Raw genomic sequence first — 21,946 nt, 5'->3', positions numbered from 1 at the left:
GGCCTTAGCATCGCAGCATGCTGCGAGACGGGGTGGGGTTCTACGCGTTCTTCGGCTATGGCTGGTGGCTGGCGGGAACGACCCATCTGGGTGGCGCGGCGGTCGAGGTGGCGACGTCGCTTGGTGCCGTCATCACGGTGGCGCTGCTTGTTGTCGGGCGGAGGTTGAGCGACCGGTCTGCCGGGCGGCGGCTGCCTGCCGTGTGGCGGCGGCGGTTCGTCGTGGTCAATGCCGTCCAGTGGCTGCTGATCGCGGCCGCGGCGGGCGCGTGTGGCGTCCTCGGCGTTCCCGCGTTGATCGCGCCGCTCGTGGCAGTCATCGTCGGCGGGCATTTCATGCCGCTGGCCACGCTCTTCGAGCGGCCATCGATGCGGGTGCCGGGAATGCTGCTGGTGGCCGTCGGGCTCGCGGGCGTCGTTGTGTGGGTGCTCGGTGCCGCACATCCGGTGGTCCTCACCGTGGTCGGCGTCGGCTGTGCCCTCACGCTGTGGGGCACAGCTGTATGGTCTCTGGCCGGCCGTACAGCGGGCGAACCCTTTGCGTAGTTCAGTGCGGTGTCGACCGTGAGGGGTCGATCGGCATATCAGCCCTCGAGTTCGCCCGCGGCCCCCGCCAACAGCAGGTCGAGCGCCGCCGGATAGGCGCTGTCGTTCATCCGCGCCACCAGCGACGGCGCGGCGGCCGCGATGTGCGGGTGCGTCGTGGCCGGCAGGCGTGCGTACGTGGCCTGCCACTGTCGCTCGTCGGCTTCGCGGGCCGCCTCCGGGAGGGCGAGGGAGGCCGCGTCGAGGGCTGCGAAGGCCAGGGTCTGGTCGATGAAGGCGTGGTAGATCCGGGCGGCGGCCGGGCCGTGGAAGCCGGCGGTGTGCAGGATGCCGAGGATGGTCTCGTCGGCGGCGATCTCGTGGGTGCGGCCGGACACCCGGTTCGCGGTGAGCTGCGCGGCCTGCGGGTGGGTGAGGTACGCGCGGTGGATGCCGGTCCCCAGAGCCCGCAGGTCGGCCTGCCAGCGGCCGGTCGGCTCCCAGTCGGTGAGCGCCTGGTGGATCAGCTCGTCGGCGATGGCCAGGACCAGGTCGTCCATGCCGGCGAAGTAGCGGTAGACGGCGCTGGGGTCGGCGCCGAGCGCCAGGCCGAGGCGCCGTGCGGACAGGCCCTCGGCGCCGTGCTCGGCCAGCATGCGCAAGGCGGTGGCGACGATCAGGTCGTGGGTCAGGACCGTCCCGGCCTTGGTGGGGCGGCGCCGGCGGCGGGCGGTCTCGGGGGTCACCGGTTTCGAGGGCATGGCGGCAGCTTAGCGCGCTTATGCCAACACCATTGACGTTAAGAACACCGGGGCGGTTCGCTCTCCGTATGCGAATCCTCCTCGTGGGTGCCGGCGGCGTGGGTACCGCCGTGACCCGTATCGCCGCCCGCCGTTCCTTCTTCGAGCACTTCGTGGTCGCCGACTACGACCCGGCGCGCGCCGAGGCGGCGGTGGCCGCGCTCGGCGGCGACGCCCGCTTCGGCGCGGCCCGGGTCGACGCCTCCGACCGCGACGCCGTCCTGGCCCTGCTCGCCGAGCACCGCTGCGACGTGCTGCTGAACGCCACCGACCCGCGCTTCGTGCTGCCGCTGTTCGACGCCGCGCTGGCCGCCGGCGCCGGCTACCTGGACATGGCGATGTCGCTGTCCCACCCGCACCCCGAGCGGCCCTACCAGGAGTGCGGCGAGAAGCTCGGCGACGCGCAGTTCGCCCGCGCCCCGGAGTGGGAGAAGGCCGGCCTGCTGGCCCTGGTCGGGATGGGTGTCGAGCCGGGACTGTCGGACGTCTTCGCCCGCTACGCCGCCGACGAGCTGTTCGACGAGATCGACGAGATCGGCATCCGCGACGGCGCGAACCTGACGGTCGAGGGCTACGACTTCGCCCCGTCCTTCAGCATCTGGACCACGATCGAGGAGTGCCTGAACCCGCCGGTGGTCTACGAGCGCGACCGCGGCTGGTTCACCACCGCCCCGTTCAGCGAGCCGGAGGTGTTCGACTTCCCGGAGGGCATCGGCCCGGTGGAGTGCGTGAACGTCGAGCACGAGGAGGTCCTGCTGGTCCCGCGCTGGGTCGAGGCGAAGCGCGTGACGTTCAAGTACGGACTCGGCGACGACTTCATCAGCAAGCTGAAGACCCTGCACGAGCTGGGCCTGGACCGCACCGAGCCGGTCACGGTGGCCAGCGACCGGGGCCCGGCGGCGGTGTCCCCGCGCGACGTGGTCGCCGCCGCGCTCCCGGACCCGGCCACCCTGGGCGAACTCATGCGCGGCAAGACCTGCGCCGGGACTTGGGTGACCGGCACGAAGGACGGCGCGCGCCGCGAGGTGTACCTGTACCACGTGGTCGACAACGAGTGGTCGATGCGCGAGTACGGCTCGCAGGCCGTGGTCTGGCAGACCGCGATCAACCCGGTGGTGGCGCTGGAGCTGCTGGCGACGGGCGTGTGGAGCGGGACCGGGGTGCTGGGCCCTGAGGCCTTCGCGCCGCGGCCGTTCCTGGACCTGCTGGTGGAGTACGGCTCCCCGTGGGGGATGCGCGCGGGCTGATGCGCCGACGCTCGGTACACTGCCGGTCGCATGATCGGCAGATGGCCGTATCAGCACACAACCGGTACGTGAGGTGACGACAGGATGACAACGGGACCCGGCCACGAGGGGCCGGCCAGTTGGCCGGCGCAGGGAACCACCGCTCCACCGCAGGGATACCCGCCGAACTATCAGGGCAGGCGGGCTACCCGGGCCAAGGGAACTACGGGAACTATCAGGGCCAGGGCTACGCGCCGCCGGCCCAGTACGGGAATCCGTTACCGCAGAACCCGTATCCGACGCCTCCGAAGAAGAAGGGGAAGGCCGCGTGGGTCATCAGCGGCGTTCTCGTCGTGGTCCTGGTGGTGGCCGGCGCCGGGTACCTGGTGTTCCAGAAGGTGTCGAAGAAGGACGACAGCGGCTCCGGCGGCGGCAACATGCCGACCGCCACGCTGAAGCAGGTCTGGAGCACCTCGGACACCCACGACAACCTGGTCGGCCTGTGGCAGACCGCTCATGACGTCGTCCGCGTCGGCAGCAGCGGGGCTGCCGGCTACGACCCGGCCACCGGCAAGAAGCTGTTCAGCATCGCCCCGCCGGAGGCCGGGCTCGTGCCGTGCTCGGCGTCGCCTACATTGTCTCCCAGTGGGGTCGGCGCGATCTTCTACAGCAAGGACGGGAACTTCAGCTGCGACGCCGTGATCGGCGTCGATGCCGACACCGGCAAGCAGCTGTGGGTCCTGCACTCGTCGAACAGTGTGGCCGACGCCGCGACCGGCAGCACGTTCGTCGACGGCTCGGTCGTGGTGGTCGCCAGCGACAGCAACGCGGTGGCCGGGGTGGACGCGACCACCGGCACCACCATCTGGTCCTACACCTCGACCGCCAAGGGCTGCTCCCCGCAGAACACCGGCGGGATGGGCAGCGTGGTCATCGTGCAGGAGCACTGCGAGGGCGGCGGCAAGACCGGCGTGGGCAACTACGTGGCCGTCGACGCCGCCACCGGCAAGCACCTGTGGCAGACCCCGACCGCGCCCGACTACAGAATGCGCGCGGTGATCTCGACGAACCCGGTGGTGATCCTGGCCGCGTCCTCGAAGAGCACCCTGGTCGGCTCGGACCTGAAGGACGGCGCCGAGTTCCTGGCCTTCGACCAGGGCGGCAAGCAGACCGCGAGCATCCCGGCCGACGACAACCAGGCCGGCACCACGCTCACCACGCCGCACCCCAACGCCGTGGTGGCCGGCACCACGCTGTACGCCGACGCCAAGAGCGCGCAGGGCGGCGAGGGCGTCACCGCGTACAGCCTCACCACCGGCGCGAAGCTGTGGTCGTATCAGGCCACGTTCGAGAGCATGGCGCTGACCGACGTCTGGCTGACCGGCCTCGCGCCGGACTCCTCGCCGCTGGTCGTGATCGACCTGCACGGCCTGGGCAACCCCTGCCCGATCGAGAAGCTGGACCCGGCCACCGGCAAGCCGAGCCAACAGTATGTGCTCGCGGACAATGTCGATCCCGACTCCGGGACGCTGGCCCAGACGGCCGCCGGGACGTACGTGCTCGCGCCGCAGAACCCTCAGGTGGGACCGGGCCTGACGGTGATGGCGCCCAAGTAGCAGGCGGATCGGTCGCGCCCTCAGCTCGCAGTGGCTGAGGGCGCGCCCTACTCCGACTCCGCCGCGCCGGCACCGTTCCACGTCAGCGGCAACCGCACCCGGAACCGGGTGTCCCCCGGCACCGACTCGACACTCAGATCGCCATGGTGCCGGCCGGCGACGATCCGCCAGGAGATGTCCAGACCCAGACCGGTCCCCTTCCCGACGGGCTTCGTCGTGAAGAAGGGCTCGAAGATCCGCTCCTTGATCTCGTCCGGGACGCCGGGACCGGTGTCGCGGAACTCGACGACCAGGGCGTCCCGGTCCAGGACGGTGCTGATGGTCAGCGTCCCGGCCTCGTCCATCGCCGCGACGGCGTTGTCGATGAGGTTCGTCCAGACCTGGTTCAGCTCGGCCGGATAGGCCGGGACCTTGGGCAGGCCCGTGCCGTACGCCTTCACGACCCGCACCCCGTCGGGGATCTTCCCGGCCAGCATCGTCACGGTGCTGTCCAGCAGCTCGTGGACGTCGACGTCCTGCTGCGCGGCGCGGTCCAGCTGCGAGTACTGCTTCGCCGCCCCGACCAGCGTGGAGACCCGGTTGGTCGCCTCCTCGATCTCGGCGGTCAGGCCCTCGGTCTCCAGGGTGCGGCTCAGCCAGGACAGGACCGCCGGCAGCACGCTGTCCTCGACCGTGCCGGTGATCTGCTCCAGGTCCTCGGCCTCCAGGCCGGCCTGGACGAACGTGGAGGCCAGCTGCCAGCCGTCCTGGACGCCCCGGTCGTCGAGCCAGTCCCCCATCGCGTCCTCGCGGTCGGAGATCGCCAGCGGGCTCAGGCCCGAGCCGTTCGCCCGCGCCGCCTTCTGCGCCTCCTGGGCCTTCTGTGCCTTCTCCGTCGCGCAGTTCAGCAGCGTGACCAGCGTGTCCAGGCCCGGGGCGCGATCACCGTGCGCGGCGATGGCGGCCAGGTCCGAGCGCGCGCCGGCCACGTCCTCGCGCAGCGCCGAGGCGGCCCGCAGCGCGGCCCCGGCCGGGTTGTTCAGCTCGTGGGTCAGCCCGGCCGACAACGCCCCGAGCGCGAGCAGCCGCTCGCGTCCGCCGACTATCTGCTGCTGGATCTGGGTGCCGAAGAACAGGCCCTCCAGCAGGTGCACCGCCATCGGGAACCACTCGTGCATCACGGTCGAGAACAGTTCGGCCGACACCACGAAGAACCGGGACGGCACGGGGACCGACAGCGAGTTCCGGTAGATCTGCGGGACCCGGTCGCCGAGGTAGGCCTGGAAGGCGCCGGTGTAGACGCCGCGCTGGGAGGTCCGGTTCACCTCGACGTTGTCGACCCCGACCCGCCGCGAGAGCACGACCGTCCCCTCAAGCAGGACAAAGAACCACTGCGCCGCGTCGCCCTCGGCGTACACCGGGCCGGGTTCGAAGGCCTCGACGGTCCCGTGCTCGCACAGCCAGTCCAGCTGTTCCCCGGTGAGCTTCTCGAACAGGAACAGGGTGCGCAGTTCCTCGACGCTGCACGGCGCCGTCACAGCTTCTCCACGTACCGGTGCACGAGCATGACCGCCATCGCTCCCTCTCCCACGGCCGAGGCGACGCGCTTGGTGGACTCCGACCGGACGTCCCCGATCGCGAACACCCCCGGCACGTTCGTCTCCAGCAGGTACGGCGTGCGCTCCAGCGTCCAGCCCTTGACCGACGCCTCGGCGCCGGCGACCAGGTCCGGGCCGGTGAGCACGAACCCGCGCGGGTCGCGGTCCACGACGCCGTCGAGCCAGTCGGTGGTCGGGGCGGCGCCGATGAACACGAACATCCACTGCGCGTCCACGTCCTCGGTCGTGCCGGCGTCCGAGTTCCGCAGCGTCAGGCGCTCCAGGTGCTCCTCGCCGTGGGCCTCGACGACCTGGGTCCGGGTCCGCACGGTGATCGAGGGGATCTGCGCGATCTGCTGGATCAGGTAGTACGACATCGAGGCTTCCAGCGACTCGGCGCGCACCACCAGCGTCACCGACTTGGCGAAGCGCGACAGGTACACCGCGGCCTGCCCGGCCGAGTTGGCGCCGCCGACGATGAAGACGTCCCGGCCCTCGCAGTTCACCGCCTCGGACAGCGAGGAGCCGTAGGAGATGCCCTTGCCGGTGAGCTCCTCCACGCCCGGGGCCCCCAGCCGCCGGTACTCCACGCCCAGCGCCAGGATGACCGTGTGCGCGCCGATGGACGACCCGTCGGCGAAGCGCACCAGGCGCGAGGACCCGCAGGTCTCCAACCCGGCGACCTCGCGCGCGGTGAGGATCTCGGCGCCGAACTTGGTCGCCTGGCGGCGGGCGCGGCCGGTCAGCTGCGCGCCGGAGACGCCCTCGGGGAAGCCGAGGTAGTTCTCGATCCGGGAGCTCTGGCCGGCCTGCCCGCCGGTGGCCAGGCGCTCCACCAGGACGGTCCGCAGCCCTTCGGAGGCGCCGTAGACCGAGGCGCTCAGGCCCGCGGGCCCGCCGCCGACGACGATGAGGTCGTAGAACTCCCCGGTCGGCGTGGTCCGCAGGCCCACGTGGTCGGCCAGCTCCTGGTCGTCCGGTTCCAGCAGGATGCCGCCGTCGGGGGCGACGACCAGCGGCAGCCGGGCCGCGTCCGGGCCGGTCGCGTCCGGGTCCTGGCCGGCGGCGGCCAGCAGCCGCTGGCCCTCCGGCTCGTCGGAGGCGTACCAGCGGTACGGGACCTGGTTGCGGGCCAGGAACTCGCGTACCTGCGTGGAGCGCGCCGACCAGCGGTGCCCGACGACCCGGGTCTCCAGCACCGCGCGGTGGTCCTCGGCCAGCCAGGCGTCCAGCAGGGCGTCGACCACCGGGTAGAGCTTGGTCTCCGGCGGGTCCCAGGGCTTGAGCAGGTAGTGGTCGAGGTCGACGATGTTGATGGCGTCGATGGCGGCGTCGGTGTCGGCGTAGGCGGTCAGCAGGATGCTGCGCGCGGCCGGGAAGACGTCCAGGGCGCGTCCCAGGAACTCCACGCCGTTCATCTCCGGCATCCGGTGATCGGCGATGAGCAGCGACACCAGGTCCCCGCGCAGTTTGAGCTCCTGCAGCGCCTCGAGCGCGGCGGCGCCCGACTCGGCGCGCACGACGCGGTAGTCGCCGCCGTACCGGCGGCGCAGGTCGCGGGCGACGGCGCGGGAGACACCCGGGTCGTCGTCGACCGTGAGGATCACGGTGCGGGGTGCGGAGGGTGCCTCGCTCATAGCGCTTTTCCGGACCTCTTTCTGGACTGTGCCCTTGGTTAGCCCCTGGTAGCCCTTGTACCGACTCCCACCCTACTTCGGGTGCGCCGGGGCCGCGTGGCGACGGCCGCCGCCGGGGATCATGGCGAGGACCGTGGGGCATCGCGGGACAGCGGCGTCAGTTTTCTGATTCAGTACGATGTCGATCGTGGTAGCCATCCTGCATCTGGCCGACGTCGTCGCGAACCGAGCCGCCAAAGCCCTGGTCGCCGACCGGCATCAGCGGATGGACCGCACGCTGCCGTTGAGCGAGCTGGTCAATCTGACGGTCACCGACGACTACAAGCGGCGGCACGTGAACCGCGAGCTGGAGGCCATCCGGGACTCGGTGGCCAAGCGGCTGGAGAAGGCGCTCGGGAGCGAGTGGGCCTCGATTCCGGAGGGCGAACGGGATGCGGCCTTCGACGCGGCGTTGCGGGCGTTCGAGTCGGTCGAGCTCTCCGACGAGTTCCTGTTCGCCAACGACGCACAGCCGTTGCGGCTGGCCAGGGCCGTCAGGGACCACGCCCGCGACGCGCAGCGCGCCGCCGGGCTCAGCGCCGACGCGACGGCGCTGTACGAACGCACGCTCGACGAGTGCTGCACCGTCTTCGCGCAGCTGGCCACCCACTACGCGAGCTACCAGCCCCGGGCCGTCACCGAGCTGTTGGAGCGGACGACGTCCCTGAGCCAGGCCCTGGAAGCGGTGCTGGAACGGCTGCCGCAGCGCTCGCTGCTGGCGCCGCAAGGCGACCAGCACGACGGCGACTTCCGGTACGAGTACCTGTCGTACCTGGCCAAGTCCCTGGACATGCTCGAACTGTTCGGCGTCGACACCCACCGCTTCCGCCCCGAGACCAAGGTGAGCGTGGCCTATGCCACTGGCACGCGGCGATACGGGAAACCGGCGACATGCCCTGCACCGAGGCGGAGCTGCCCGAGTACGAGCGCAGGCTCTTGGCGCAGCTCGATGCGAACCAGCACTTGCAGGGACTCGCGACCAGCCCGCTGCTGTGCGCGATGTTGTGCGCGCTGAACCTCGACCGCCGCATGACGCTCCCGCGCAACCGGATGGACCTGTACAAGGCGGCGATCAACCTGCTGCTGGAGCGGCGCGACGCCGAGCGGGGCATCACCTCGCAGGTCGACCTCGACTCCTCCGGCAAGCTGAAGCTGTTGCAGTACCTGGCGTGGCGGCTGTCCCTGAACAATCGCAGTGAACTGCGGAAGGAGGACGCGCTCGCGCGCCTCGCCGAGCGGCTGAAATCCCTGCCGAACGTCACGGAGGACGCCGGGAACGTGCTGGAGCACCTGACCCAGCGCAGCGGCATCGTCCGCGAGCCGGTGCTGGGACGCGTCGACTTCGTGCACCGCACGTTCCAGGAGTACCTGACCGCGCGGGAGTGCGCGGAGCAGGGCGACGTCGGCATGCTGGTGGACCACGCGCACCTGGACTCCTGGCGCGAGATCGTGGTCATGGCCGCCGGCCACGCCAACCGCCCGACGCTGCACGACCTGCTGACCGGCATCCTGGAGCGGGCGCGGCAGGAGGGCAAGCACGCGCGGCGGCTGCGGCTGCTGGCCGCGTCGTGTCTGGAGACGTGCGGCCCGCTGGACACGCCGGTGCTCGAGGAGGTCGAGCGCCGTCTGGCCGCGATGCTGCCGCCGCGCCGGCGTGACGAGGCCCGGTCGTTGGCCTCGGCCCGGATCCCGGTGCTGCGGCTGATGCCGACGAGCTTGGCCGGGCTGCCTCCGATGTCGGCTGTGGCGACGGTCTCCACGGTCGCACTCGTCGGCGGGCCGAAGGCACTGGATCTGCTGGCGGGCTATGCGCGGGAGAACCCGGCACGCGAGCCGGCGGCGGAGCTCATCCGAGCATGTCAGTACTTCGACGCGGTCGAATACGGCACGCGGGTCCTGTCCAGGCTCAGCACTCACCCGTCGATGACCGGCGTCTTCGTCGACACTCAGCACGAACTGCTGGCCTGGCAGAGCGCATCGGACCGGTTGGTCTTCCATTCGATCGGGCTCATCGGCACCGGCGACCTCGCCGAGGTGCTTCGCGGAGTCGACTCGGTGCGGCGGCTGTGGTTCAAGGGCCGGATCTCGGATCTGAGCCCGCTCACGGCCGTCGGGGACTCGCTGAGGAACCTCATCATCTGGTCGACCGACACCTTCACGAACCTCGCCGCGCTGGCCGAGCTGACCAGTCTCGACGACCTCGTCCTGTCCCAGGGCGAGTCCTTCACGGACTTGGAATTCCTCACCCTGGTCCCCGGACTGCGCATCCTGTGGCTGCCGACCATCTCCGCCGTCCGGGACTTCACCCCGCTGACGACGCTGTCCCACCTGGAAACCGTGCGCGTCTACGACGGCACCTCGGCCGCGGTGTTCGATGCCCTGTCGGAGGTCGCCTCGCTCACCACCCTCGAGCTCTACGGCCATGAGATCGCCCGCAGCTTCGTCGCAAGCCCTCATACCGTGGCGGATCTGAAGAGCGCAGCACTCATCGACATGCCGGCCGCGCTGACCGAGCGCTTGCTGGACAGGCTTCAGCACATCGAACAGCTCCGGCTCGGCGGCGACATGCCCCCCTCACTCGCACCGCTTCAGCGGCTGACCGGCCTTCGCAAGCTGGAGATCCAGGGCAACGTACCCGACCTCTCACCCCTTATGGACATGCCGTCCCTGGAGGCCGTGTCCTTGCTCAGCCCTCCGCTGCCGGCCACCTTTCGACAGCTTGCCCAGCTGCCGGATCGGATGGCGATCACCGTCGGCCTGGAGCAGCTCTCGCACGCCAAGCTGAGGAAACTGGCCGCCGGGTAGCCGCTCAGCCCCTGACCGCAGCCAGCGTCTCCCCCAGCTGCCGCGCGGGCTCCTCCCCGCTGAACCGCAGCACGACGCTGGTCGCCCCGGCCGCTTCGAGCTCTGCGATCCGGGCGGCGGCCTGCGCGGGGGTGCCGCTGACAGTGAACAGTTCCTCCGGGGTGCGGCCGAGCCAGGCAGCCTGGCCTTCGATCGCGGGATGCAGCGCCGCTGCGGCCTGCTCGGCATCGTCGGCCACGGCCGCGAAGGCGAACACGATGAGCTCGTGCTCCTGTGTGGCTCCGCCCTTGCGGATCAGCGCGAGCGCCGCCTCCAGGTCCGCGGGGCCTTGGCCTTCGGCGATCACCGTGCCGTCCGCGAGGCGCCCGGCCAGTTCGAGCGAGCGCGGCCGTACGACGCCCAGCACGACCGGGGGGACCTGCGCCGGCGGGTGCACGAGCTTCAGGTCGTCGATGCGGACCTCGCTGCCCCGCGTCTGGACCTGCTCGCCCCGCAGCAATGCGCGCACCGCTTCGGTCGACTCCGCCAGCAGCTTCAGCGGTGAGTCCGGGGCCGCCCCGACCGAGGCCATCCAGTCGCCGACGCCGTGGCCGATGCCCGCGACGAACCGGCCGGGGTACACACGCGCCAGGAAGGCCGCCTCCATGGCCAACAGCGCGGGGTTGCGCAGCGGGGCCGGGGCGATTCCCAGACCGACCCGCATCCGGGAGGTCGCCGCCAAAGCGACCGCCGACGCCGAGATGCCGCCGCCCCATCCGAGGTCCTCCACGACCCACAGCTCATCGGCGCCCAGGCGCTCGGCTTCGCGTGCGAACTCGGGAAGTCCTTCGGGGGCCCAAGCGCGGTCGTACATGACACCGATTCGAAGACTCGTCACGGGCAAGGACGGTACCGGATCAGGGGCGTCTGAGATGGGAAAGGACCGATCAGCCGGTCGCCGCGGGGCACTCGGTCTCGGCCTTGCTCGCGCCGTGCTTCGGGATCGAGAAGTCCAGGCTCAGTCCGGACTGGACGGGCCGCGCGCCGGTGAGGACTGCGCCGTCCGGCAGATCCGCCAGTGCGAACACCTTCGGATCGAGCTGCCGCGCCAGGTCCTTGATCAGCGGTATCGAGGTCAGCGACGCCACCGGGATGTCCCGTCCCAGGACCCGGACCGTGGTCGGCGTGACGGTGAGCGCATCCGGACTCGTGCTGATCGACGCGTGCACGACGACCGGGATCCCGGAGCGGCTGCCGACGATGACCAGTCCGGCGCCGTCGGCCGACATCACCGGATCGGTCAGCCCTGACATCTGCACCAGCTGCTGCCGCATGGCGCTGTAGGGGGCGGTCGCCACTGCCGTGCCGCCGCTGGTCGCACCGCCGGCGGTCACTCCGTGGAGCACGGCGTCGACGTGCGCCGCGACGCCATCGCGCGCCACGCCGTCGGCCGAGACGTGCACATCCCCTACGCTGCCCACCACCGCGCCGAGCCCGGCGAAGGTCCCGGGCAGCCGGGCCCCGACCGACCCGGTGGCCTGCAGGCGGCAGGTGGCCACCTTGGCGATGCGCTGCTCGGCGACATGCTTGATCACGACATCGGCGACCAGCACCACGACGACCACCAGCACGGTGGCCGCCATGGCGATGACGGACGAGCGACGACGCAGCCGGCTCAGCACTGGCGGGCCCCTTTCGCGGTGAGCACGCGTCGATAGTGCCGTATCCGCGCCGCCGAGGGGTACGGCGGCCGCGCCGAATTCCCCTTCGAACAACCCGCAAAACCCTGCCGCCCCTGTGAATTCCCCCAAAAAAGCGTGATCCTCAACTGATCCTCAACGTTGATCGACAAGCATTGCCGAATCTCTGGAAAGTGCAATGCTGACACCTGTTGACGCGATCCGTCAGCATTCACCACCGGAGGGAGGACACCCATGAAGGTCCTGTTCGCTCTGCGCAATTCCGTCGCCGCACGGAAGAGCATGAAGGCCAGCGCTTGGTACTTCTGGTACTAAGCCGAGCCCGGTGACAAACGGTTCCCGGCCGGACCCGCCATACGCGGGCCCCGGCCGGGGGCGCCGTTTTTCCTCACCGCGCCGTTTTCCCCTCTGGCCCTGTTCTCCCTCTGGCGCAGAAAGGCGACCCCGCCGTGACCACCTCCTCGAACACCGTCGCCGGCGCCCGCACGACGGTGTTCTCGCCGCGGCTGGCCGCGATGCTGCGGGACCGGACCGGCGAGGACCTGTTCCGCATCGACCACGACACCATCGGCGTCGCCGACCCCGGCATCGCCGACCGGATCCTGGGCGCGCGCCGGGCCACGGAGGTGGAGCGGCCGACGTTCAAGCCGCTGCACGGACGCTCGATCGCCCGGCCCGAGGCCTCCGCGGTCATGCACGTCACCGGCGCCGACGTGAAGGCCGCGCTCGGCCGGCCGGCGCCGGAGGCAGACCTGGCCGGCCCGTGGCCGATCACCGGGCACACCTACCTGCGCGACATGATCCTGGCCGGGGACCCGCGGCGGCTCCGGATGCTGATGAGCCGCAACCTGGAGCTCACCCCGAAGCTCACCTGGTCGGTGATCACCGTCGGGGCGGCGCTGCCGCGCGGGCGGCGCGGCGCCACAGGACTGGCCGGATTGTTCGCCGACGCCAAGGGATATCAGGACCGGCGTTACGCGATGGGCATATATCGGCGGGCCGCCGCGCCATTGTGTTTCACGGTCTCGACATTGGTCGCGAACGCGGTGTGGCTCGGCGCGCCATTCGCGTCGGAAGTCAGTAACAAGAACGTCATCATGGAGTCGCTGCGATTGCTGCCGCCGTCGTGGAACATATTGCGGCGGGCGAGCCCGGAATACCCGGCGATCGACGCGCGGATCGGCGAGCGGGACGACGTCCTCGTGCTGCCGCTGCTCTCGCAGCGCGATCCGGCGCTGTTCGACGATCCCGACGCCTTCCGCCCCGAACGCTGGGACCGTCTGGACCCTGACACCGCGCCGGGTTTCCTGCCCTTCGGACACGTCTCGGAGCGCTGCTGGGGCCGGCACATGGTGATGCCGCTGGCCGAACTGCTCCTGGACCGGATCCGGCGCGACGGGCTGGTCGTGGATCCCCGGCAGCACTCGGCGAAGGTGCCGCTGCTGGGCCTGCTCGGCGTCGACGAGGTGCGGCTGGTCCGAGGGCGCCGGGCGTGACGAACGGCGACGGGTTCGGGTTCGAAGACGTCGGCGAGGCCTTCTTCCGTGACCAACACGCGCATTACGCGCAGTGGCGCCGGCGCGGCGGCGCCCAGCCGATCCGCTTCCCCGGGCCGCTACCGCTCCAGGGCTGGGTGATCACCGGTCACGCCGACGCCAAGGCGGCCCTGGCCGACCCGCGCCTGGCCAAGGATTCGGCGACCGAGCGCTACGCGGCGTACATCGGCGAGACCTCGGGCGGCCCGGGCAAGGCGCTGACCGCGCACATGCTCAACGCCGATCCGCCGGAGCACACGCGGCTGCGCAAGCTGGTTCAGAAGGCTTATACGGCTCGGCGCATCGAGGAGCTTCGGCCGCGCATCGCAGAGCTCGTCGACGTTCTGCTGGACGACCTGTCCGGCGCCCGGGAAGCCGACCTCATCAGCCGCTTCGCCCTCCCGCTGCCCATCGCGGTGGCCTTCGAGCTCTTCGGCGGCACCGGGTTCGACCACGCGCAGTTCGCCGTGCGTGGCAAATCCGTCGACGGCGGCCACGGCGACGGCGAGGTCTCGGTGACCAGCGCCGAGGACACCCGCGTGCGCATCGAAAACCTTGTCGCCCACAAACGTGAGCACCCCGGCGACGACCTGCTGTCGGCGCTGCTGGCGGCCGAGGAGGACGGGGACCGGCTGACCGTGGACGAGATCACCTCGATGGCCTTCCTGCTGGTGGTGGCCGGCCATCAGACCACTGTCAACCTCATCGCCAACGCGGTCCACACCCTGCTCGCCCACCCGGACCAGCTCGACAAGCTCCGCGCCGACCCGACGCTGATCCACGGCGCGGTCCAGGAGACGCTGCGCTTCGAGAGCTCCTCCGCACTGGCATCCCTGCGCTACACCACCGAACCGGTCACCCTGGCCGGCACCGAGATCCCCGCGGGGGAGTTCGTACACGTGGCCCTGATGGCGGCGAACCACGACCCGGCCGTGTTCGAGGACCCGGAACGTTTCGACATCACGCGCCCACCCGGCGGGCATCTCGCTTTCGGACACGGCATCCATCGCTGCCTCGGGGCGCAGCTGGCGGTGGTGCAGGCCGAGATCGCCCTGACCCGGCTGTTCGCACGCTTCCCGAAGCTGCGGAGCGCGCGCGGAGAGCGGGGCCGGGCCCGGTGGCAGGCCAATCCGCGGCATCGAGGCCTGGAGACATTGGTGGTGCGGCTGCGGTAGCCGCGCTCAGCGGTTGCGAGCCCGGGAGGGACGGTTCTGGACGAGCCGCTTCAGAATCGGCAGCGCGGCCAGGACGGTCCCACCGACCGCGATGCCCCCGACGCCGACGTCCACCGACAGGCGCCCCTGCTTGGCCCAGTACACGTCCTTGAGGTCCAGCAGCAGCGCGAACTCGTCCACGATCAGCGCCAGCCCGGTGCCGTAGCCGAGCGCGACGCCCGGATGTCTGCGGTTCTCCTCCGTGCCGTGCACCGCGACCGCGCCGACCCCGCTGACCATCGCGATCCCCCACAGGTAGTGGTGCAAGTGGGTACTGCCGGCGGAGACGTTGTGGAACGGGCCCTTCCCGCTGCGGATGCTGTAGGTGATCGCCCGCACCGCGGCGAAGGTCGCGGAGAACCCGGCCCAGGACATCAGCGCCGACCGTTCGGCCGGGGTGAGCTCCTCCAGGTAGGCGGCGTGGATCTCCCGGTTCAGAGCGGCGACGCCAGGTGTGTCCATTGGGGCGATCTGCCCACTATCAACCAGTTCACACTGCTCACCGGCGACGGTCACCCGAAGAGCCCGCGTCTTGCCTCTTTCTGCCGCCTGTTCGCGGGTCGACAGCTCAGGGCCAGCTCACAGCGTCGCCGGGACACGTAATCGGCTCTAGCCTGCCGCCCGGCGCTCTTTCCTACCTTTGTCGTGATCCAGGCGCGGAACCTTCGCGCACGACACAGGGAGGGACTTTGTCCAGGAAACGCCACACGGTCGCGGCCGCTCTGGCCGCGATAGCCGTGGTGCTCGCAACGGGGCTCGCGGCCTCACCGGCGGCCGATGCCGCCACCGGGACCGGCACCAAACCCAAAGTCATCAGCGACGCCACCGCCACGGCTGCCAACGCCGCGGCCAAGCACGCCGTACAGAACGTCTGTGCCACTCCCAAGCCCGGGACCGCGTCCTGCCTCGCGCAGCGCCGCACCGATCTCAAACCGCTGGCTCGCTCGGCGGTGGCGCCGTTCAACGAGCCCTACGGCTACGGCTACTTCCCCTCCGACCTGCAAAGCGCCTACCACGTCGGACTGAACGCGAGCGGTCCGCAGGTCACAGTGGCCATCGTCGATGCCTACGACGACCCCGACATCGTCGCCGACGACGCCGCCTACCGCGCCCAGTTCGGCCTGGCCGCGTGCAACACCACGACGCTGTCCGGCTGCGTGACCAAGGTCAACGAGCTCGGCGCCCCCGGCCCGCTGCCCTCGGCGGCCTCCGGTACCAACGCCGGGTGGGCCACCGAGGAGGCGCTGGACGTGGACATGGTGTCCGCGCTGTGCCAGCAGTGCCACATCATGCTGGTCGAGGCGAACTCCGCCGGCTACAACGACCTCGGTGTCGGCGTGAACTCGGCCGTCGCCGAAGGCGTCAAGTACGTGTCCAACAGCTATGGCGGGCCCGAGTTCAGCGGGGAGACTGCGCTCGACACCGCCTACTACAACCACCCGGGCGCCGTCATCACCGCCTCGGCCGGGGACAGCGGCTACGGGGTCATGTACCCGGCCGCCTCCCCCGACGTGACCGCCGTCGGCGGCACGTCCCTGTACAGCAGCGGCAACTCGCGCGGCTGGACCGAGAACGCCTGGTCCGGCACCGGCTCGGGCTGCTCGGCCTATGAGGCCAAGCCCGCGTGGCAGTCGGACACCGGGTGCTCCCGGCGCACCGTGGCCGACGTGTCGGCGGACGCCGACCCGAACACCGGCGTGGCCGTCCTCGACAGCTACCGCGAGGGCGGTTGGGCACAGGTCGGCGGCACCAGCGAGTCCTCGCCGATCATCGCCGCGGTCTACGCCCAGGCGAACACCATCACCGCCGGCGGGAACCCCGCGTCGTATCCGTACGCGCACCTCGGCAACCTCAACGACGTCACCGCCGGCAGCAACGGCAGCTGCAACCCGGCCTACTTCTGCACCGCGCAGACCGGCTACGACGGGCCCACCGGCAACGGCACGCCGGAGGGGACCGCCGGGTTCGTGCCGGACACCGTGTTCTCGAACCCGAACATCGTGCTCGGCGCACGGAGCACGGACACCAACATGTACGCCTCCCAGGGCGCGCTGAGCGGCGTGCAGTGGAACCTGGAGAAGTCCGGCGCCGGGCACCTGGCCGTGGCCAGCGACTCCACGCACGGGCCGCTGCTCGTCACCACCGACAGCAACTCCGAGGTGTGGGCGAAGGAAGGCGGCCTGAGTGCCGGCTGGGTCGACGAAGGGGGCCCGGCGACCCAGGTCGCGGCCGCGAGCGACCCGACCAACGGCCCGCTGGTGGCGTACATCGGCTTCGGCGGGGAGCTGTACGCGAAGGAGGGCAGCCTGTCCGCCGGGTGGGTGGACGAGGCCAGCGACGTCGCCCAGGTCGCCGTCGCCAGCGACCCGGTGCACGGTCCGCTGCTGCTGATCGTGCAGTCCAACGGCAACGTCTGGGCCAAGGAGGGCGGCCTGTCCACCACCTGGGTCGGCGAGGCCGGCGGCATGACCCGCGTCGCGGCGGCCAGCGACGCCGCGAACGGCCCGCTGCTCATGGTGCTCCGGGGCGACGGCGAGGTCCTGGCCAAGGAGGGCGGCCTGTCGACCAACTGGGTGGACGAGGCCGGCGGCATGACCCAGATCGCGGCCGCCAGCGACTCGCTCGACGGCCCGCTGCTCACGGTGATCCGCGCCGACGGCGAGGTCCTGGCCAAGGAGGGCGGCCTGTCGACGAACTGGGCCGACGAGCACGCCCAGGCCGCCACGATCGCGGTCGGCAGCGATCCCGGCAACGGCCCCCTGATCTTCGCCCTGACCAGCGGCGGCGCGGCCTCGGTGAAGGCCGGCGCGCTGTGGACCGCGTGGGTGCCGGTGGGCCAGAACGTCCTGGACATCTCCGCCGCGGGGTGAGCGGGGGCTGACGACAGGGGACTGACGAACGGGGGGCGGCCGCGCGGTGGGATTCCACCGCGCGGCCGCCGCAGCTCTTACCGTCCGATTACAGGCGCCTTACAAGGCCCTCCGACGGTGCGACAATCCTCCCGGGGATCCACGGCAGGGATCCCCAGGGGGCGAAATCACCACCATGGTCAGCAACGCATACGGCGTCCGGGACGGCGACAGTCCGCTGCGGCGTGCCCGCGAGGCGGCGGGCATCAGCCAGAAGGAGCTCGCCGGGCGCGCCGGGATGAGTGTGCGGGCGCTGCGCTACCTCGAGGACGGGCAGGTGGCCAGGCCCAGGGCGGCGTCGATCCACCGCTTGGCGCGGGCTTTGGGCATGGGCACCGAGGAGCTTGCCGAGCGGCTTGCCGGAACTGCCGGGCCTGCCGGGTCCGCCGGGTCTGCCGGGTCTGCCGGGTCTGCCGGGTCTGCCGGTGTTCGGTTGGGGGCCGGGGATGCCGCCGGGCAACGGCTGGGTGCTGGTTCTGGCTTCGGTTCTGGCTCCGGTTCTAGCTCCCGTTCTAGCTCCCGTTCTAGCTCCGGTTCTAGCTCCCGTTCTAGTTCCAGCTCGGGCTCCAGCTCGGGCTCGGGTCCGACCGGCCGGATCCGGTTTCGCGTCCTGGGCCGGTTCGCGATCCTGCGCGGCGATGCCGTCGTCGAAATGGGCTCGCCCTTGCAGCAGGCCGTGCTGAGCCTGCTCGTGGTGCAGCACGGGCAGGTCGTCACCGTGCCGGAGCTCGTGGATGCCTTGTGGCTCGAGGATCCTCCGCGGACCTGCCGCGAACTCGTCCACACCTACGTCGCCCACGTACGCCGCGTCCTGGAACCCGGATCGCGGGTCGGCGAGCGGGGCCGGCTGCTGCGCAGTGCGGCCGGCGGATACCTGCTCACCGTTGAGCCCGAGCAGCTCGATCTGGCCGTGTTCGACCGGCTGGCCGAGCAGGGGCGGCGCGCGTGGGAGCGGGGCGCGGCGGCCTCGGCGTGCCAGTTGTTCGGCGAGGCGTGGGCGTGCTGGCACGGAGCCCGGGTGCTGGAGGGCGACGTGCGGCTCAGCGGGCATCCGGCGGTCGTCGCGGTGCAGGCACGCCGGACCTCCCTGGTGCTGGACTGGTCGGACGCGGCGTTCTCGGTGGGGCGCTATGCCCAGGTGGCCGAGCCGCTGCGGGCCGCGCACGGCGCCGAGCCGCTGCACGAGGGCGTGGCCGCGCGCTTGATGCTGGCCTTGGCGGGCACCGGACGGCAGGCCGCGGCCCTGGCCCTGTTCGAGGAAGTCCGTCTTCTGCTGGACACCGAGCTCGGGGTGTCGCCGGGTGCCGAGCTGCGGGCCGCGCACCTGCGGATCCTGCGTGACCGGTTGCCGGGTCCGGCCGAACGCCCGGTCCTGGCCGTCCCGACCCCGGCCCAGCTGCCCGCCGAGCCGTTCGTGTTCGTCGGACGGCGGGAGCAGCTGGAGCTGCTGGACGCGGCCGTAACCGAATACCGGTCCGGCCTGATCGTCCTGACCGGGATGGGCGGGCTGGGCAAGACGGTGCTGGCGCTGCGGTGGGCCCATCGCGTGCTCGACCTGTTCCCCGACGGGCAGCTCTACGTCGACCTCCGGGGCCACAGCGGCACCGAATCGGTCCGGCCGCACGCCGCGCTGACCGGTTTCCTGACCGCGCTCGGAGTGCCGCCGTCGCAGGTGCCCGAGGACGTGGCCCAGGCGGCCGCCCTGTATCGCAGCCTTCTGACGGGAAAGCGTGTCCTGGTCCTGCTGGACAACGCGGGGCGGGCCGACCAGATCCGTCCGCTGCTGCCCGCCGGCGGTTCGGTCGTGCTCGTCACGTCGCGGCAGCGGATGACCGGGCTGGTCGCGCGGGACGGAGCACGGGTGATCTCGCTCGACGCGCTCTCCTCGCCGGAGGCTCTGGCGCTGCTGGAGAGCATGGTCGGCACGCCCCGCACGGCTCGGGAGCCCCAGGCGGCCGCGGAGCTGATCGAGCTGTGCGCCCGGCTGCCGTTGGCCTTGAGTATCGCCGCGGCGAACCTGGCCGCCCGGCCGCAGATGAGCCTGGCCGGATACGCGGACGCCATGAAGAGGGACCGGCTCGACGCCCTGGAGAGCGCCGATGATCCCGAGGGCGCCGTGCGCGCCGCGTTCGCCCTGTCGGTCGACGCCCTGCCACCGCCGGAGGCCCGGATGTTCCGGCTGCTGGGCGCCGTCCCCGGATTCGACGTGGCGGTCGGGACCGCGGCGGCGGTCGCGGGGATCAGCCGCCCGCGCGCGGCGCAAGCCCTCAACCGGCTGGCCGACCGGCACCTGTTGCAGGAACACGGCGCGGACCGGTTCGCCATGCACGATCTCATCCGGCTGTTCGCCGCCGAGCTGGCCGACGGCGAGCTGGCCGACAGCGAAACTGAGGGTGCTGAGGGCCCTGAGAACACTGACGGCGCCGAGGCCATCGACGCCACCGCGCGCCTGGCGGAACACCATCTGGCGCACCTGGAAGCGGTCGCGGACGTCCTCTACCCGCACCTGCTCCACCTGCCCTCCCACGGAGGCCGGACCAGCCTGCCCGCCGACGACGTGCCCGCCTTCGCCGATGCCACCGCGGCGCTGGCCTGGATCGACGCGGAGCGGGCCAACCTCGTCGCGCTGATCCCCCACCTGGTCAATCAGGGACACGTCGAGCCCGCCTGGGAGATCGCGGACCTGATGACCGGGTACTTCATGATGCGCGCGGGGACCGCCGACTGGGCCGCGGTGGCCCACGCCGCGCGCGCCGCAGCCCGTCTCGGCGACGATCCCCGGGCCCTCGCCTCGGCGGAGCTGTCCACGGCGATGGTGGAGTTCTCGCAGGGACGGCACGATTCGGCGTCCCGGCGTTTCAGCCGCACCGCGATGGTGGCCGAACAGGCCGGATGGACCGAGTGCCAGGCGGTCGCGCTGAACAACCTCGGCATGGCGTTGTGGACGGCGGGGCGCGCGCAGGAAGCGGTGACAGCACTCGAACAGGCCCTCCACCTGCACCGCACCTGCGGGAGAGCGGCCGGCGAGGCGGTGAGCCTGGCGAACCTCGGCGCGGCCCACATCGATCGCGGCACCCTGATGGCCCCGGCCGAGCCCGACGACGCCCGCGACCAGCGGCTGGCCGCCGCCAAAGCCCTCCTCACCGAAGCCCTGGCGATGCACCGCCACATCGGCGACCGCCGCAATGAGGCCGACACCCTGACCCGCCTGGCCCAGGCCCACCGCGACGGCGGCGACCTCGCCACGGCGCTGGAGCTGGCACGCGAGGCGATGGCAGCGGCCCGCTCCGCCGAAGACCTGCGTTTTGAAGCGACGGCCGAAGGCATGGCGGCCACGCTCTCGGCCCGCTTGGGGGACGCAGAGCCCGCACTGGCGCACATCGCACGAGCCCACGCCCTGGTGGATCCGACCGACCACCCGACACTGGCCGCACGGATCCACCTGCTGGCCGCCGACACCTGCCTCGCGCTCGGCCGCTACGAGGACGCGTCGTTGTACGTGGAGGACGCGCGGCGCGTGGCGCGGCTGGTCGGCTCGCCGGTCCTGGAGCGGCAATGCCTGATGTGGACCGAGCGCATTCAGGGGCAGAAGCACCCGGCAGTGGCACCGGGCACCTCAGTTTCCTGACTCGTCCAGCCGCGCCAGCCATTCGCGCAGCAGGCCGGCCTCGGAGACGCTGAAGCCCGCGTCGGTCACGGGGTCGACGCCGCCGGCGGGGGTGATGATCCCGAGCAGCGACTGCGCGCGGTCGGCGATCGGGGACCGGTCGGCCGTGCGCGATGCCCGCGGCTCCGTGACGGCGTCGAGCACGATGTCCCGCAGCGGGCGGATCACCTCGGCGCGGCGTGCTTCCTCGGGCTGGGCCAGCAGGAGCAGGACCGCGCCCGTCGTGGACGCCTCGATGGCCACGGTGGCCGCCTCGACGGACACCCGCAGCAGGCCCTGCTGGTTGGCGCGTTCGAGCATGCCGCGCAGGATGGCTCGGTTCTCCGCCGCCGCGGCGGGCTGGCGGCCGGGCCGCACGTCGCCGTACATCAGCGTGTAGATGGCGGGGTTGGCCAGGCCGAACTCGACGTGCACGTCCCAGCCCCGGCGCAGGTCCTCGACCGGGTCCTCGCCGGGCTCGAACGCGCGCTTCTCGGCGAGGTAGCTCTCGAAGCCGTGGCTCGCCACGGCGTCCAGCAGCCCGTCCTTGTCCGCGAACAGCCGGTACAGCGCCGGTGTCTGGACGCCGGCCGCCGCCGCGACGGCCCGGGTGGACAGCCCGGACGGCCCGGCCTCGGCGAGCAGTTTCACCGCCGCGCCCAGGATCTGCCCGCGCTGGTCGTCCGACCCGCCGCGCCGCTCGTCAGCTCTCATGTGACAACGATAGCGCAGAACTGTT

16 protein-coding genes are annotated in these 21,946 nt (G+C 71.4%); 9 read left to right on the top strand and 7 right to left on the bottom strand.

All coding sequences use genetic code 11. The features are described 5' to 3' along the window. The first annotated feature begins 17 nt into the window (after nucleotides 1-17). On the top strand, nucleotides 18-545 hold the full coding sequence (locus ABIA35_RS10910) for a hypothetical protein (RefSeq protein WP_370334232.1): 528 nt from the start codon (nucleotides 18-20) through the stop codon (nucleotides 543-545). Between the two features lie 38 nt (nucleotides 546-583). Here the strand turns inward: ABIA35_RS10910 and ABIA35_RS10905 are convergent, their stop codons facing one another. Then, nucleotides 584-1,285, bottom strand: coding sequence for a TetR/AcrR family transcriptional regulator (locus ABIA35_RS10905; protein WP_370357740.1), 702 nt, complete (start codon nucleotides 1,283-1,285; stop codon nucleotides 584-586). A 68-nt stretch (nucleotides 1,286-1,353) separates the two neighbouring features. Here ABIA35_RS10905 and ABIA35_RS10900 point away from each other — a divergent pair, with 68 nt between their 5' ends. Both ABIA35_RS10900 and ABIA35_RS10895 read left to right on the top strand, forming a co-directional pair. After that, complete coding sequence (locus tag ABIA35_RS10900) at nucleotides 1,354-2,571, top strand: saccharopine dehydrogenase family protein (protein ID WP_370357739.1); 1,218 nt, start codon at nucleotides 1,354-1,356, stop codon at nucleotides 2,569-2,571. Between the two features lie 119 nt (nucleotides 2,572-2,690). Further along, on the top strand, nucleotides 2,691-4,166 hold the full coding sequence (locus tag ABIA35_RS10895; protein ID WP_370357738.1) for a PQQ-binding-like beta-propeller repeat protein: 1,476 nt from the start codon (nucleotides 2,691-2,693) through the stop codon (nucleotides 4,164-4,166). 47 nt (nucleotides 4,167-4,213) lie between these two features. Here ABIA35_RS10895 and ABIA35_RS10890 read toward each other — a convergent pair whose 3' ends face one another. Together ABIA35_RS10890 and ABIA35_RS10885 are read right to left on the bottom strand one after the other, a co-directional pair. After that, on the bottom strand, nucleotides 4,214-5,683 hold the full coding sequence (locus tag ABIA35_RS10890) for an ATP-binding protein (RefSeq protein ID WP_370357737.1): 1,470 nt from the start codon (nucleotides 5,681-5,683) through the stop codon (nucleotides 4,214-4,216). Continuing rightward, a complete protein-coding gene (locus ABIA35_RS10885; RefSeq protein ID WP_370357736.1) occupies nucleotides 5,680-7,380 on the bottom strand; it encodes an FAD-dependent oxidoreductase in 1,701 nt (566 codons plus the stop codon). Before ABIA35_RS10885 ends, ABIA35_RS10890 begins: the two co-directional genes overlap by 4 nt. A 930-nt stretch (nucleotides 7,381-8,310) precedes the next feature. Between ABIA35_RS10885 and ABIA35_RS10880 the strand changes: the two genes are divergently transcribed. After that, on the top strand, nucleotides 8,311-10,224 hold the full coding sequence (locus tag ABIA35_RS10880; RefSeq protein WP_370357735.1) for an NACHT domain-containing NTPase: 1,914 nt from the start codon (nucleotides 8,311-8,313) through the stop codon (nucleotides 10,222-10,224). A 4-nt stretch (nucleotides 10,225-10,228) separates the two neighbouring features. Here the strand turns inward: ABIA35_RS10880 and ABIA35_RS10875 are convergent, their stop codons facing one another. After that, entirely contained in the window at nucleotides 10,229-11,101 is an 873-nt protein-coding gene (locus ABIA35_RS10875) for an LLM class flavin-dependent oxidoreductase (RefSeq protein ID WP_370357734.1), read from the bottom strand. A 49-nt stretch (nucleotides 11,102-11,150) separates the two neighbouring features. Next, nucleotides 11,151-11,885 carry a hypothetical protein gene (locus ABIA35_RS10870; RefSeq protein WP_370357733.1) on the bottom strand — a complete coding sequence of 245 codons (735 nt, stop codon included), beginning with the start codon at nucleotides 11,883-11,885 and terminating at the stop codon, nucleotides 11,151-11,153. Between the two features lie 252 nt (nucleotides 11,886-12,137). On the opposite strand from ABIA35_RS10870, the gene ABIA35_RS10865 reads away from it, so the two are divergent. The 3 genes from ABIA35_RS10865 (at nucleotide 12,138) to ABIA35_RS10855 (ending at nucleotide 14,613) form a co-directional block, all read left to right on the top strand. Beyond that, nucleotides 12,138-12,218 carry a tryptorubin family RiPP precursor gene (locus ABIA35_RS10865; protein WP_370335179.1) on the top strand — a complete coding sequence of 27 codons (81 nt, stop codon included), beginning with the start codon at nucleotides 12,138-12,140 and terminating at the stop codon, nucleotides 12,216-12,218. 200 nt (nucleotides 12,219-12,418) lie between these two features. Then, a complete protein-coding gene (locus tag ABIA35_RS10860) occupies nucleotides 12,419-13,399 on the top strand; it encodes a cytochrome P450 (protein ID WP_370335177.1) in 981 nt (326 codons plus the stop codon). After that, complete coding sequence (locus ABIA35_RS10855) at nucleotides 13,396-14,613, top strand: cytochrome P450 (RefSeq protein WP_370357732.1); 1,218 nt, start codon at nucleotides 13,396-13,398, stop codon at nucleotides 14,611-14,613. Before ABIA35_RS10860 ends, ABIA35_RS10855 begins: the two co-directional genes overlap by 4 nt. Before the next feature lie 6 nt (nucleotides 14,614-14,619). Here the strand turns inward: ABIA35_RS10855 and ABIA35_RS10850 are convergent, their stop codons facing one another. Further along, nucleotides 14,620-15,114 (bottom strand): hypothetical protein, encoded by a 495-nt coding sequence (locus tag ABIA35_RS10850; protein WP_370357731.1) that lies wholly within the window; start codon nucleotides 15,112-15,114, stop codon nucleotides 14,620-14,622. Nucleotides 15,115-15,341: 227 nt separating this feature from the next. On the opposite strand from ABIA35_RS10850, the gene ABIA35_RS10845 reads away from it, so the two are divergent. After that, nucleotides 15,342-17,522, top strand: a complete 2,181-nt coding sequence (locus tag ABIA35_RS10845; RefSeq protein WP_370357730.1) for a hypothetical protein — start codon at nucleotides 15,342-15,344, stop codon at nucleotides 17,520-17,522. Nucleotides 17,523-17,697: 175 nt separating this feature from the next. Next, nucleotides 17,698-21,189 carry a BTAD domain-containing putative transcriptional regulator gene (locus tag ABIA35_RS10840; protein ID WP_370357729.1) on the top strand — a complete coding sequence of 1,164 codons (3,492 nt, stop codon included), beginning with the start codon at nucleotides 17,698-17,700 and terminating at the stop codon, nucleotides 21,187-21,189. Here ABIA35_RS10840 and ABIA35_RS10835 read toward each other — a convergent pair. Continuing rightward, a complete protein-coding gene (locus ABIA35_RS10835; protein WP_370334217.1) occupies nucleotides 21,178-21,921 on the bottom strand; it encodes a TetR/AcrR family transcriptional regulator in 744 nt (247 codons plus the stop codon). The two genes, ABIA35_RS10840 and ABIA35_RS10835, sit on opposite strands and share 12 nt — an antisense overlap. Nucleotides 21,922-21,946: the final 25 nt, after the last annotated feature.

It is taken from the genome of Catenulispora sp. MAP12-49, assembly GCF_041262705.1.
Classification (GTDB): domain Bacteria; phylum Actinomycetota; class Actinomycetes; order Streptomycetales; family Catenulisporaceae; genus Catenulispora.
The sequence above is the reverse complement of the archived record's forward strand: the minus strand, read 5'-3'. Positions and strand labels throughout refer to the sequence as shown.

What these genes read in the sequence shown, in the direction of transcription:
- ABIA35_RS10910 (WP_370334232.1), top strand. Translation starts at nt 18, where the DNA reads ATGCTGCGAGACGGGGTGGGGTTCTACGCGTTCTTCGGCTATGGCTGG.
- ABIA35_RS10905 (WP_370357740.1), bottom strand. Translation starts at nt 1,285, where the DNA reads ATGCCCTCGAAACCGGTGACCCCCGAGACCGCCCGCCGCCGGCGCCGC.
- ABIA35_RS10900 (WP_370357739.1), top strand. Translation starts at nt 1,354, where the DNA reads ATGCGAATCCTCCTCGTGGGTGCCGGCGGCGTGGGTACCGCCGTGACC.
- ABIA35_RS10885 (WP_370357736.1), bottom strand. Translation starts at nt 7,380, where the DNA reads ATGAGCGAGGCACCCTCCGCACCCCGCACCGTGATCCTCACGGTCGAC.
- ABIA35_RS10880 (WP_370357735.1), top strand. Translation starts at nt 8,311, where the DNA reads ATGCCCTGCACCGAGGCGGAGCTGCCCGAGTACGAGCGCAGGCTCTTG.
- ABIA35_RS10865 (WP_370335179.1), top strand. Translation starts at nt 12,138, where the DNA reads ATGAAGGTCCTGTTCGCTCTGCGCAATTCCGTCGCCGCACGGAAGAGC.
- ABIA35_RS10860 (WP_370335177.1), top strand. Translation starts at nt 12,419, where the DNA reads ATGCTGCGGGACCGGACCGGCGAGGACCTGTTCCGCATCGACCACGAC.
- ABIA35_RS10850 (WP_370357731.1), bottom strand. Translation starts at nt 15,114, where the DNA reads ATGGACACACCTGGCGTCGCCGCTCTGAACCGGGAGATCCACGCCGCC.
- ABIA35_RS10840 (WP_370357729.1), top strand. Translation starts at nt 17,698, where the DNA reads ATGGTCAGCAACGCATACGGCGTCCGGGACGGCGACAGTCCGCTGCGG.
- ABIA35_RS10835 (WP_370334217.1), bottom strand. Translation starts at nt 21,921, where the DNA reads ATGAGAGCTGACGAGCGGCGCGGCGGGTCGGACGACCAGCGCGGGCAG.